The sequence below is a fragment of the Haloactinomyces albus genome (genome assembly GCF_031458135.1).
GTDB classification, from domain to species: domain Bacteria; phylum Actinomycetota; class Actinomycetes; order Mycobacteriales; family Pseudonocardiaceae; genus Haloactinomyces; species Haloactinomyces albus.
Window position 1 is genome coordinate 2,866,204 of sequence record NZ_JAVDXW010000001.1, and the last position, 13,004, is coordinate 2,879,207.

Sequence of the window (13,004 nt, forward strand, 5' to 3'; positions counted from 1 at the left end):
CGGTTGATTGCGGGAGTGTGCTGTGCCTGGTCATGTTCTGATCGCACCGGACAAGTTCAAGGGGTCGCTGACCGGCCCCGAGGTCGCCGAGGCCGTCTCGGCGGGGCTGCGTCGCAGCAGGCCGGGCATCGATGTGCGCTGCACTCCCGTAGCCGATGGTGGTGATGGCACGGTGCAGGCCGCGCTCGCCACCGGCGACTATCGTCGGGTGTCCGCGCCTGCCACCGGGCCGACCGGCGAACCGGTCGATGCCGAGATCGCGGTGTGGGGTGATACCGCGGTGGTGGAACTGGCCGCTGCCTCGGGGTTGGCCTGCCTCGACGAGGACGAGATCGCCCCGCTGAGTGCCTCCAGCGACGGCACCGGTGAACTCGTCCGTGCCGCGCTGGACGCGGGAGCCCGGACCATCGTGCTCGGTGTGGGAGGCAGTGCCTGTACCGACGGCGGGGCCGGAATGCTGGTCGCCCTCGGCGCCCGCGTGCTCGACGCCGAGGGGTATCCGCTGCCCCCGGGAGGGAGCCCGCTGAACAGAGTGGCCGAAGTCGATCTGTCGGGACTCGATGCGCGCCTGGCCGACACCGAGGTCGTGCTGGCCTCCGATGTCGACAACCCCTTGTTCGGGCAGAGCGGAGCCGCCCATGTTTACGGCCCGCAGAAAGGGGCCGATCCCGAGCAGGTCGGAGTGCTGGATTCCGCGCTGCGGCGCTGGGCAGAGGCGGTGACCAAGGCGGGTGGACGTGCCGTCGCGGAGGATCCGGGTGCGGGTGCGGCGGGCGGCGTGGGGTTTGCCGCGCTGGCCGTGCTGGGGGCGCGGCGGCGTGCGGGCGTCGACATGGTCCTCGAACTGGTGGAGTTCGAGGAGCAGCTCAACGGGGCGCGGCTGGTCGTCACCGGTGAGGGGTCGCTGGACGAGCAGACGCTGTACGGCAAGGCTCCGGCAGGTGTCGCGGCGCGTGCCGTGTCCGCGGGAGTGCCGGTGGTCGCTGTCGCCGGGCAGTGCGCGCTCCCCCGGGAGCGCCTGCGCGAGAGCGGTTTCGCCGGGAGCTATGTCGTGGCCGATATCGAGCCCGATACCGAGCGCAGCATGCGTGAGGCGGCGTCCCTGCTGGAATCGTTGGGTGAGCGGCTCGCCGACGAGTGGTTGTAGAGCGACGCGCCTGCCCGGGACCCGCTGCGTGGTCCTGCCGTGCCGGGGGCCGCGGCAGGCGCCGTTCGTACCGTTTGTACGAGGCTCCCACGGCGACCGCGGATGTCCTCTTAGGGTGGAGGCAATGCCCGAGGAGGAGCTGTGTCTGTGACTGAGGAACCCGGCGCGAGCTCGCGCGCTCCACTGCGAGACCGGATTCGCGAGGCGCTGCAGGCGCGCATCAGTGAGGGCAGCCTCCGCCCGGGGGACCGGCTTTTCGAGCAGGACCTGGCCGCGGAGTTCGGGGTCTCGCGCGTGCCGGTGCGGGAAGCGATCCGCATGCTGCAGAGCGAGGGCCTCGTCGAGGTGCGCTCGCGGCGGCGTGGCGTCTTCGTCCGCAGTCTCGACCGGCGGCAGCTGGAGGAGCTCTTCGACGTCCGGGAGGCTCTGGAGGTGCTCGCCGCGAGGCTGGCGGCCGGTAACGCGCGTGCTGATGCGGCGGACAGGCTGGGGGAGCTGTCCCGCGAGGCTCGCAGCGCGTTGCGGGATCAGGACCTCGAGGCCATGTCGAGGGCCAATGCGGCGTTTCACGAGGAGCTCGTGGCCGTCTCGGGCAACGAACTGCTGGGGTCGATGCTCGAACCGCTGCACGGTCGGCTGGCGTGGATGTTCCGGCTGAACCTGGAACCGGACCGGGTGTGCACCGAGCACGAGGATCTGCACGCCGCGATTTCCGCAGGGGACGCCGAGCGTGCCACGGAGTTGGCCAGGGAGCACGTCCGTTCCAGCCGGACCATGGTGTTCAACCGCATTCTGTACTGAGCCGGCGATCTCGTCCGGGTCTTCTCGGTGGCCGAACCGATCCTTCCCGAAGCAGTGTCCGGAGCTTCTTCCGTGTTGCTGCGGGACCGTGTCACAGCGGTGTCCCCTGATGTCTTGACCGTGGTCCATGTCATGTCTACGTTTATGTATACGTTGAAACATACTTCCGCATCGTGAAATTTTCTGTGTGGAAGTAGGCCACTCTGCCGGACTCGGACAGCGAAACCCGGAGCCGCTATGTCCACTCAGCAAGCCGACCACGGATCCGAGGTGTCCCGAGCGGATTCCTCGGACGTGCCCGCCCGATCGATCAGCGACCGGCTCTACAACCAGGATCTGGCCCCGACCAAGCGGGCCGACCGCCCGTGGAGCGCTTACAACGTCTTCACGCTGTGGGCCAACGACGTGCACAGCCTCGGCAACTATGCCTTCGCGATCGGGTTGTTCGCGCTTGGGCTCGGCGGCTGGCAGATCCTGCTCACCTTCGCACTCGGTGGGCTCATGATCCTCCTGCTGCTGAACCTGTCGGGGTACGCGGGCTACAAGACCGGCGTGCCCTTCCCCGTCATGAGCCGGATCGCGTTCGGTATCCGTGGCGGCCAGATTTCCTCGCTCGTCCGCGGGTGTGTGGCCATCGCGTGGTTCGGGATCCAGACCTACCTGGCCTCGGCCGTGTTGCGGGTGATGCTCATCGCGATATTCCCGTCCCTGCAGGACCTCGATGCGAACTCGTTCCTCGGGCTCTCCACACTCGGCTGGATCACGTTCGTGTTCCTGTGGGTGGTGCAGACCGTCATCGCCAGCTACGGCATGGAGATGATCCGCCGGTACCTGTCGTTCGCCGGTCCCGTGGTCCTGGTGACGTTGCTGTCGATCGCCGTGTGGATGTTCATCGAAGCCGGCGGTTCGATCGCGTTCCCGGCCGATCGGGGGCCGACCGGCGCGGCCATGTGGGGCGAGATTCTGACCGGGAGTGCCCTGTGGGTCGTCATCTACGGCACGTTCATGCTCAACTTCTGCGACTTCACTCGCTCGGCCAAGTCGAAGTCCTGCATCACGCGCGGGAACTTCTTCGGAATTTTCGTGAACATGCTGTTCTTCGCCGGCATCGTGGTGGTGCTCGCGGGGGCTCAGTTCCGGATCAACGGACAGATCATCGAGAGTCCGCAAGACGTCGTGGAGAAGATCCCGAACCTCCTGCTGCTGTCCATCGCCTGCCTGGTGCTGGTGATACTCACGATCGCGGTGAACCTGCTCGCCAACTTCGTCGCCCCGATCTACATGTTCACCAACCTGCTGCCACACAAGGTCGACTTCCGTGGCGCCGCGGTACTGACCGCGATCTTCGGTCTGGTGATCCTGCCGTGGAACCTCTACAACAGCCCCACCATGATCAACTACTTTCTGGGTGGGCTCGGCGCGGCCCTCGGGCCGGTGTTCGGCATCATCATGGCCGACTACTGGGTGCTGCGCAGGGCGAGGATCGACATTCCCGCGCTGTACACCGGCGATCCGAATGGCGCGTACCACTACCGTTCCGGCGTCAATCGGCGGGCGTTCGCCGCGCTGATCCCGGCGTGCGGGTTGGCCGTCGTGCTGGCGCTGGTGCCGGTGTTCGAAGCCGTGTCCGGGTACTCCTGGTTCTTCGGCGCTGGGTCGGCGGCCGTGCTCTACCTGGTCATCGCCGACCGGCGGGCACAGTTCCAGGATGTCGACGGCGAGGACATCGCCGTGCCCAGCGTCGGCGGGCACTAGCCGCGAGGTAGCCGATCGCCAGGATATCGAAGGGTACGGAGAATATGCGGATACTCGTTGTCAATGTGAACACCACCGAGGCGATGACCGAGGCTATCGCCGACACGGCACGATCGGTCGCCTCGGCGGACACCGAGATCGCCGGACTGACACCGGAGTTCGGCGCGGAGTCGGTGGAAGGCAACTTCGAGAGCTACCTGGCCGCCGTAGCCGTGATGCAGCGCGTCACGACCTACCCGGAACCCTACGACGCCGTCATTCAGGCCGGATACGGTGAACACGGCAGAGAGGGGCTGCAGGAACTCCTCGACGTGCCCGTCGTCGACATCACCGAGGCGGCGGCGAGCACGGCGATGTACCTCGGGTACAAGTACTCGGTCGTGACCACATTGGATCGTACGGTCCCGCTCATCGAGGACCGGCTCAAACTCGCCGGGCTCGACGCCAGGTGCGCGTCGGTGCGTGCGAGCGGTCTGACGGTGCTCGAACTCGATCAGGACCGCGCTGCCACGACCAGGGGCATCGTCGACCAGGCGGAAAACGCCGTGTGCTCCGACCGGGCGGAGGTCATCTGTCTCGGCTGTGGCGGAATGGCGGGTCTGGACGAGGAAATCACGGCCAAGACGGGCGTTCCCGTCGTGGACGGCGTGGCCGCCGCGGTCACGGTGGCCGAATCACTGGTACGGCTGGGGCTGCACACGTCGAAGACGCGAACCTATCGCCAGCCGCGCCCCAAGACGATCCGCGGCTGGCCGTTCGAGCGGTGACGGTTGGATGTGTTGTTCGGTGAGGCCAGGTACGCGGGTGGGTGACCGTCGACACCGGTGCCGGCGCCGGCGGACGATCTCGGGCGCACGGCCGCAAGACGCGGCAGGGCTTGACCGGCGCCGATCCAGGGTTCAACATTTTGTTTAATCGCGAACGAGGAGGAGATGCATTGGTCGAGTCAGCACCCCGGGCATCAGCACCGGCGAGCACCGGGACGGGATTCGATGTGGTGTTCCGCGCGCCGCGCCTGATCGGTCCGAACGGGGAGGTCTCCGGTAGCGTCGGTGTCCGCGACGGCCGCATCGTCGCCATCGAGACACTGGATGCCGCCCTCGATGCCGCGCGGGAGGTCGAACTCGGTGACGACGAGGTGCTGCTGCCCGGCATGGTGGATACGCATGTCCACGTCAACGACCCCGGCCGCGCCGAGTGGGAGGGTTTCCCGACCGCGACCCGTGCCGCAGCCGAAGGCGGAATCACCACGATCGTGGACATGCCGCTGAACTGTCTGCCGCCGACCATCGACAGCGGTGCGCTGCAGGTCAAGCGCAAGGCAGCCCAGGACCGGGTGCACGTCGACGTGGGCTTCTGGGGCGGTGCGGTACACGGCAATCTGGCCGAGCTGCGTGGGCTGCACGAGGACGGCGTCTTCGGCTTCAAGTGCTTCCTGCTGCACTCCGGCGTCGACGAGTTCCCGCCGCTGAATGTCACCGAGATGGAGGAGGCCCTGCGCACGGTCGCGGCACTCGACGCGATGATGATCGTGCACGCCGAGGACTCCGACGCGATCGAGCACGCACCCACGGCCCACGGGGAGGACTACGACGACTTCCTGTCCTCCCGTCCCCGAGGCGCGGAGAACATCGCCATCGCCCAGGTGATCGAAGCCGCTCGGCGTACCGGTGCCCGGGTGCACATCCTGCATCTGTCGTCGTCGGATGCGCTGGCCATGATCGCCTCGGCACGCGCGGACGGCGTCCGGGTGACGGTGGAGACCTGCCCGCACTACCTGAGCTTCACTTCCGAGGAGATTCCCGACGGCGGTACCCAGTTCAAGTGCTGTCCGCCGATTCGGGAGGCCGCCAACCGTGAACTGCTGTGGCGGGGACTGGCCGACGGCACGATCGACTGCATCGTCAGCGATCATTCGCCGTGTACGCCGGACCTCAAGCACTTCGACATCGGGGACTTCGGCGTGGCCTGGGGCGGAGTGTCGAGTCTGCAACTCGGCCTGTCGGCGATCTGGACGCAGGCGCGTGTGCGTGGGCACGATCTCGCCGACGTGGTTCGGTGGATGTCCTCCCGGCCCGCCGAACTCGCCGGGCTGCAGCGCAAGGGTGCCATCGCCGTCGGCAACGACGCCGACCTGTGCGTCTTCGCCCCCGATGACGCCTATGTGGTCGACGTCGGCAAGCTGAACCACCGCAACCCGGTTTCGGCCTACCACGGACGTGCCCTGGCCGGTGTGGTGCGGAATACCTGGCTGCGTGGACACCACATCGCGGGGCCGGACGCGGACAGCTCCACTCCGCGCGGGGAGTTTCTGAACCGGGGAGAGGTGTGAGCGGGCAGCTCACGTAACCTGGGGCATTGTGCTCGTCATCGCGCTGGACACCTCGACCCCTGCGGTCACCGCGGGGCTGGTCGCACTGGATGACGCGGGTCCGCAGCTGCTCGCCGAGCGAGTGACGGTGAACCCGCGGGCACACGGTGAACTGCTCATGCCTCAGCTCCTGGAGGTTCTGGCCGAGGCGGGCCGTGAGCTCGGCGAGGCGGATGCTCTCGTGGTCGGTTCCGGGCCGGGGCCCTTCACGGGCCTGCGGGTGGGCATGGTCACCGCTGCCGCGCTCGGACATGCCTGCCCAACACGGGTTCACCCGGTGTGCAGTCTCGACGCGATCGCCGCGCAGGCGCCCGGGGACGACCCCCTGTTGGTGGCCACCGACGCACGCCGCAAGGAGGTCTACTGGGCGGTTTATGGCGCGCACCGGCCCGGCGGTGCGCGTGCTCGCCTGACGGAGCCGGACGTCGAGCGTCCCGAGAACGTGCCGGGCCGGCTCGGAGACCTGGGGGTCCGCAGTGCCGCCGGGGAGATGGCACTGCGTCATCGCGAGGTGTTCGGCCTCGACGCCGTCGAGCCGAGCTACCCGACTCCGGTGGGCCTGGTTGCCGCCGCCGGTGCCGAGCTACGCGCCGGTACCGACCCGCAGCCGCTGGTACCGCTGTACCTGCGCAGGCCGGACGCCGGAACTCCCGGACCGCCGAAGCCGGTGAGTGCCGGTACGGACACCAACCGAGGTCGGACGTGAGCGAGATTTCCGATTTCGTGCCGGGCACCGACGGGACCGTGCACCTGGCCAAGCTGCTTCGCCGTGATCTGGCTCGTTGCGCCGAGCTGGAGCGAATCCTGTTCCCCGGCGACGATCCCTGGTCCGAGTCCGCGTTCGTCTCCGAACTCAAGCGTGGGCACTTCTATCTCGGTGCCTATGACGAGCAGGAGCGTTTACTGGGCTATGCCGGGCTCGCCCTGGTCGGACATCCGCCCCGGGCAGAGGCCGAAGTGCACACCATCGCCGTCGATCCCGAGTACCAAGGACGGGGCATCGGTCGTGCACTGCTGCGCAGCTTGCTGAACAAGGCCGATGAGTGGCAGGCGCGGACGTTTCTGGAAGTGCGGACCGACAACGATGCCGCCGTTGCGCTCTACCGCGAACACGGATTCGAGGTCGTGGGAGTGCGCAAGCGTTATTACCAGCCCTCCGGTGCGGACGCGCACACCATGATGCGTCCCGCGTCATCCACTGTGGAGGAAGGTGGTGGGACATGAGCGCCGCCGGCATCACGGCCGAACCCGGCCGGATCGTGCTGGGGATCGAGACCTCGTGCGACGAGACGGGTGTCGGTCTGGTGCGGTTGCTGCCGGACGGGTCGGTCCGGTTGCTCGCCGACGCCGTGGCATCCAGTGTTGACCAGCACGCCCGCTTCGGCGGCGTGGTGCCGGAAATCGCGAGTCGGGCACATCTCGAAGCGATGGCACCGACTGCGCGTCGGGCACTGGACGAGGCCGGACTCGAACTTTCCGATGTGGACGCGGTCGCCGTCACAGCAGGGCCCGGCCTGGCGGGTGCGCTGATGGTCGGTGTCGCGGCCGCGAAGGCCTACGCCAGTGCGCTGGGCGTGCCGTTGTACGGGGTCAACCACCTCGCCGGGCACGTCGCCGTGGACACCCTGGAACACGGACCGCTGCCTGCGCGGTGCCTGGCGATGCTGGTCTCCGGTGGGCACACCCAGTTGCTCTCGGTCGCCGGGATCGCCGAGGAGGTCATCCCCATCGGTTCGACGATCGATGATGCCGCCGGTGAGGCCTACGACAAGGTTGCCCGACTGCTGGATCTTCCGTACCCCGGTGGGCCACCGATCGACAGGATGGCTCGGGCAGGGGACCCGAACGCGATCGCGTTCCCGCGCGGACTGACCGGGCCGCGCGATGCCCGCAACGACTTTTCCTTCTCGGGGCTGAAGACCGCTGTCGCGCGGTGGGTGGAGCAGACCCGCCGCGACGGGAGGGAGGTGCCCGTGGAGGACGTGTGTGCCTCGTTCCAGGAGGCGGTGGCCGACGTGCTGACCGCGAAGGCGGTTCGGGCCGCCGGGGACCTCGACGTCGACACTCTGGTGATTTCGGGAGGTGTCGCCGCGAACTCCCGGCTGGCGAGCCTCGCCGCCGATCGTTGTGCCGCGGCGGGACTCACACTGCGCGTGCCGCGCCCGCGGTTGTGCACCGACAACGGCGCGATGATCGCCGCACTGGGCGCCCATGTGCTCGCCTCCGGTGCCGAACCGTCCCCATCGGGTATCCCCGCGGATCCGGGCTTGCCGGTGGAAACCGTCGTCCTACGCTGAGCCCCGGCGCCGGTGCTTTTTGCAGTTTCGCGCGAAACCGCATTTTTGTGATTTCGCGCGAAACTGCACCAATGACGTGCACAACTGTCCACATGCGCGTCTGTTGTCCCCAAGCAACCGGTGCTGGACACTCGCGAGTCGAGCTTATGCCCGGTGCAGGGTGGGGTCGCCGTCCTCGACCACGAAGCTGGCTGCGGTCTCGACCTGCGCTCCCTTGCGTGTCACGTACGGCAGCACGCGGTAATCCGTGCGCAGCCGGCTGCCGGTGAACTTCGTCCGGACGTAGCCGCGCCGGTCCTTGTAGAACTTCACGTGCGGATTGTCGTCGAGCACGCCCTGATTGGTGTCGTCGCTGCCGTCACCGAAGCTGGTGATCGAGGTGGTGACGAACTCGGTCCCGGCCGGCTTCGAGTCCGGATGGTCGTGCGAGTCCTTGATCTCGGCGGCCCAGTGTCGGTGCACGTCGCCGGTGAGTACGACACCGTTGCGGACCTTGCTGTTACCCATCGCGTGGGCGATCCGATCGCGGTTGGCGACGTAACCGTCCCAGGCATCCATGTTGTAGCCCTCCTCGGAGCCCGGAGTCAGGTCCAGCTGGGAGAAGAAGACCTGCTGGCCCAGCACGTCCCAGCGCGCGGAGGTGTTGTGGAAACCGTCGATGATCCACCGCTCCTGCTTGTCACCGGTGATGCTGCGCTTCGGGTCGAAGCGCTCCGGGCACTCCACGTTGTACCCGTCACCGCAGGCCTGGTCGTCGCGGTACTGGCGGGTGTCGAGCATGTGGAAGTTGGCCAGCCCACCCCACTGGATTCGCCGGTAGAGCTGCATGTCGATGCCGCGGGGTTTCGAGGTGCTGCGTAGCGGCATGTTCTCGTAGTAGGCCTGGAACGCAGCCGCGCGCCGTTCCAGGAAGTTCGGATCCGGCTGCTCGGGGACCTCGTCGGCCCAGTTGTTCTCGGCCTCGTGGTCGTCCCAGATCACCAGCCACGGCGCGATCGAATGCGCGAGCTGCAGGTCCTGGTCGGTTTTGTACTGGGCGTGGCGCTGTCGGTAGTTGGCCAGTGTCCGGGTCTCCGGTCCGAGTACCGTGCGCACATCGTCCTCGGAGGCGGGGTACTCGTACTGATAGTCGCCCAGATGCAGGATCAGTCCGGGCTCCTCTTCGGCCATGCGGCGGTAGGCGGTGAAGTAGCCCGCGCCGTAGTGCGAGCACGAGGCGAAGCACATGGTCAGCTCTCCGAGCGTGCCGGGTGCGGGTGCTGTTCGGGTACGTCCGGCGGGGGAGACCTCACCCCTGGTTCGGAAGCGGTAGAAGTACTCCGCTCCGGGACGGAGCCCCTCGACCTCCACGTGCACGCTGTGCCCCAGTTCGGGGACGGCTTCGGTTTTGCCGCGCTGCACGACCTCCTTGAAGTTTTCGTCCTCGGCGACCTCCCAGTGCACCGGGATCGCTTTGTCCGGCATTCCGCCCCTGCCGTCCTCGGCGGTCGGTTCCGGAGCAAGGCGTGTCCACAGCACGACGCCGCTGGGCAACGGATCACCGGAGGCGACACCGAGGGTGAAGGGATCGGCGAGGCGGCCGGTGCCTGCGCCACGGCGGCCCAGGTTGTCGGCGAGCGCGGGGGCACCGACAGCGGTCGCCCCGAGTGCGGCGGCACCGCCGAGCAGAACCGCGCGACGGTTGACGGGTTCGGACGCGCTGGAATCGGACATCTCGTCCTCCGGAAGACGATCGCGGAAAACTCCGCTGGAATCTTCACTCGAACGAGTGGACCGGGGATACGGATGGCCGGTGGGCATCAGGTGAACACTCGGCGACACGGCCGTGCCGATGCTCTCCACCGTTGGGGAGTCCCGAGCAGGGGAGGAGCTCGGGCTGTGGACGAGCCCGAGTCGTGGAGGGGGTGAGTCATATCCGACGTCGGCCGGGGCGATGCGGTGGGCCGGAGGGGCCGGGTGGGTGGGACGGTCGTGGGCGACGCTTCCACGGCTGGTTCGTGGGCCTCGTCGGTACAGCCATGGCGAGCAACCTAGGGCAAGCACTCAACGGTGTTACAGGCCCCCGGTCGAAGTGGCGCCTTTCGGTAAGTGACCGACCGGTGGCGGGGATCTTCCCGGATTCGTGTTTTCCACATCTGCCGGGCCGAGCGCTGCCGTTGCGCCTGCTCCGATCGCGAGTACCGTTCCCCGCATCGGGGGGTGAACGGCTCGGGAGACAGGCAGGGCATCCCTCAATGGTGGGGTGTTGTTGAAGGCTGGCACTCTCCTCGGTAGAGTGCTAGAACAACGGCGCCGGAGCGCCCCGGCACCCGCGACGGCGGGGAGCCACGGAGCCGTTGCATATCCAGCCAACGCTTCGAAGGCCCCGGAAGGTGGAGGTCAGACCGTGGCGAGTATCAAGCCGCTTGAGGACAAGATCGTTGTCCAGGCGAGCGAGGCCGAGACGACGACTGCGTCCGGCATCGTGATCCCGGACACGGCCAAGGAAAAGCCCCAGGAGGGCAAGGTTCTGGCTGTCGGCCCCGGCCGCGTCGACGAGAAGGGCAACCGGATCCCGCTCGACGTCAACGAAGGCGACGTCGTCATCTACTCCAAGTACGGCGGGACCGAGGTCAAGTACAACGGTGAGGAGTACCTGGTGCTCTCCGCCCGCGACGTGCTGGCTGTCGTCAACTGAGACCAGCGCTGCCAGAGCGCAGTAGCGCCGCCCCGGCGGTCCCGCCACCGGGACGCCGGGGCGGTCGCATGTGAAAACTGTTCTCGGACTGGGTCCGTGGTTGCTCCAACCGCCGCTTCCGGGGACGTCATCGTGCTCCGCACGAGCGCAAAACCCGTGCCGGTGTCCCTCGATGGGCTGCACCGGTGGCCGATCCGGGCACGGTGCCGCCAGTGCCGGAAAAGATCACTCTCGGGAAAGAGCCCCAGGTGATCGCACCGGCCTCGCACGGATACGTGGAACAGTTTTCGAGAACGGACACTCACCGCATTCATGCTGAAGGGCTGTTGAAACATGGCTAAGCAGATCACCTTCGACGAGCAGGCCCGCCGCGCGCTGGAGCGCGGTGTCAACCAGCTTGCCGACACGGTGAAGGTCACCCTCGGGCCGCGCGGCCGCCACGTCGTCCTGGACAAGCAGTTCGGCGGGCCGCAGATCACCAACGACGGCGTGACCATCGCACGCGAGGTCGAGCTGGACGACCCCTACGAGAACCTGGGTGCCCAGCTCGTCAAGAACGTGGCGACGAAGACCAACGACGTCGCAGGCGACGGCACCACCACCGCGACCGTGCTCGCCCAGGCGCTGGTCAGTGGTGGCCTGCGCAACCTGGCGGCAGGTGCGAACCCGGCCTCCCTGGGTAGCGGCATCCAGCAGGCCACCGACGCGGTCATCGAGTCGCTGCGGGACAAGGCCACCCCGGTCAAGGGGCGCGACAACATCGCCCAGATCGCCACCGTCTCCTCGCGGGACGAGAACATCGGCGCGCTGGTCGGCGAGGCGATGGAGCGAGTCGGCGACGACGGTGTCATCACCGTCGAGGAGTCCTCGAGCCTGGCCACCGAGCTGGAGGTCACCGAGGGTGTCCAGTTCGACAAGGGCTACGTCTCCCCCTACTTCGTCACCGACTCCGAGCGGCAGGAAGCCGTTCTGGAGAACGCCAATGTCCTCCTGCACCAGGAGAAGATCTCCAACATGCAGGAGCTGCTGCCGCTGTTGGAGAAGATCGCCAACGACGGCAAGCCGCTGGTGATCATCGCCGAGGACGTCGAGGGCGAGGCACTGTCCACCCTGGTCGTCAACGCCGTCCGCAAGACCTTCAAGGTCGCCGTGGTCAAGGCACCGTACTTCGGTGACCGCCGCAAGGCGTTCCTGCAGGACCTGGCCGCCGTCACCGGTGGGCAGCTGATCTCCCCCGAGGTCGGGCTCAAGCTCTCCGAGGTCGGCCCCGAGGTGCTCGGTACGGTTCGCCGCGCCACGATCACCAAGGACAACACCACCATCGTGGACGGTGGCGGTAGCAAGGAGGACGTGCAGGGCCGCGTCCAGCAGATCCGCAACGAGATCGAGGCCAGCGACTCCGACTGGGACCGCGAGAAGCTGCAGGAGCGGCTGGCCAAGCTTGCGGGCGGTGTCGCGGTGCTCAAGGTCGGTGCGGCCACCGAGACCGAGCTCAAGGAGCGCAAGTCCCGCATCGAGGACGCCGTGGCGGCGGCCAAGGCCGCGGCCGAGGAAGGCAGTGTCCCCGGTGGTGGCTCCAGCCTGATCCACGCCGCGCAGTCGCTCACCAACAACCTCGGCCTCAGCGGTGACGAGGCAACCGGTGTGCAGCTGGTGCGTTCGGCTCTGGAATCCCCGCTGTTCTGGATCGCCAGCAACGCGGGTGATGAAGGCGCCGTCGTGGTCTCCAAGGTCCGCGACATGAAGTGGGGCGAGGGCTACAACGCGGGCAACCAGTCGTTCGGCGACCTGATCGGTCCGGGCGTCGTGGACCCGCTGAAGGTGACCCGTTCCGCGGTCTCCAATGCGGCTTCCATCGCGCGCATGGTGCTGACCACCGAGAGTGCCGTGGTGGACAAGCCCGAGGAAGAGGAGGAGTCCTCCTCCGGTCACGGCCACGGCCACTGAGACACGACA

At 67.6% G+C, this 13,004-nt stretch carries 11 protein-coding genes; 10 read left to right on the forward strand and 1 reads right to left on the reverse strand.

The features are described 5' to 3' along the window. Positions 1-22 precede the first annotated feature (22 nt). From JOF55_RS13580 to tsaD, 8 genes are all read left to right on the forward strand, one after another. Positions 23-1,147 (forward strand): glycerate kinase, encoded by a 1,125-nt coding sequence (locus JOF55_RS13580; RefSeq protein ID WP_310274151.1) that lies wholly within the window; start codon positions 23-25, stop codon positions 1,145-1,147. 147 nt (positions 1,148-1,294) lie between these two features. After that, the gene (locus JOF55_RS13585; RefSeq protein WP_310274152.1) at positions 1,295-1,948 is read left to right on the forward strand and encodes a GntR family transcriptional regulator; all 654 of its coding nucleotides are present in this window, start codon (positions 1,295-1,297) and stop codon (positions 1,946-1,948) included. A 237-nt stretch (positions 1,949-2,185) separates the two neighbouring features. Then, positions 2,186-3,703 (forward strand): NCS1 family nucleobase:cation symporter-1, encoded by a 1,518-nt coding sequence (locus JOF55_RS13590; protein ID WP_310274154.1) that lies wholly within the window; start codon positions 2,186-2,188, stop codon positions 3,701-3,703. A gap of 44 nt (positions 3,704-3,747) precedes the next feature. Beyond that, positions 3,748-4,470, forward strand: a complete 723-nt coding sequence (locus JOF55_RS13595) for an aspartate/glutamate racemase family protein (protein ID WP_310274155.1) — start codon at positions 3,748-3,750, stop codon at positions 4,468-4,470. Between the two features lie 170 nt (positions 4,471-4,640). Next, a complete protein-coding gene (gene allB, locus JOF55_RS13600) occupies positions 4,641-6,035 on the forward strand; it encodes an allantoinase AllB (protein ID WP_310274157.1) in 1,395 nt (464 codons plus the stop codon). A gap of 28 nt (positions 6,036-6,063) precedes the next feature. Beyond that, positions 6,064-6,780 (forward strand): tRNA (adenosine(37)-N6)-threonylcarbamoyltransferase complex dimerization subunit type 1 TsaB, encoded by a 717-nt coding sequence (gene tsaB / locus JOF55_RS13605; RefSeq protein WP_310274159.1) that lies wholly within the window; start codon positions 6,064-6,066, stop codon positions 6,778-6,780. A gap of 38 nt (positions 6,781-6,818) precedes the next feature. Beyond that, a complete protein-coding gene (gene rimI / locus JOF55_RS13610; protein WP_374727487.1) occupies positions 6,819-7,298 on the forward strand; it encodes a ribosomal protein S18-alanine N-acetyltransferase in 480 nt (159 codons plus the stop codon). Further along, the gene (gene tsaD, locus JOF55_RS13615; RefSeq protein ID WP_310274163.1) at positions 7,295-8,371 is read left to right on the forward strand and encodes a tRNA (adenosine(37)-N6)-threonylcarbamoyltransferase complex transferase subunit TsaD; all 1,077 of its coding nucleotides are present in this window, start codon (positions 7,295-7,297) and stop codon (positions 8,369-8,371) included. Before rimI ends, tsaD begins: the two co-directional genes overlap by 4 nt. Positions 8,372-8,515: 144 nt before the next feature. On the opposite strand, the gene JOF55_RS13620 is transcribed toward tsaD, so the two are convergent. Then, complete coding sequence (locus JOF55_RS13620) at positions 8,516-10,084, reverse strand: alkaline phosphatase D family protein (RefSeq protein ID WP_310274165.1); 1,569 nt, start codon at positions 10,082-10,084, stop codon at positions 8,516-8,518. Positions 10,085-10,757: 673 nt separating this feature from the next. On the opposite strand from JOF55_RS13620, the gene groES reads away from it, so the two are divergent. Then, positions 10,758-11,048, forward strand: a complete 291-nt coding sequence (groES, locus tag JOF55_RS13625) for a co-chaperone GroES (RefSeq protein WP_310274166.1) — start codon at positions 10,758-10,760, stop codon at positions 11,046-11,048. A gap of 333 nt (positions 11,049-11,381) precedes the next feature. Beyond that, on the forward strand, positions 11,382-12,995 hold the full coding sequence (gene groL, locus JOF55_RS13630) for a chaperonin GroEL (RefSeq protein ID WP_310274168.1): 1,614 nt from the start codon (positions 11,382-11,384) through the stop codon (positions 12,993-12,995). Positions 12,996-13,004 lie beyond the last annotated feature (9 nt).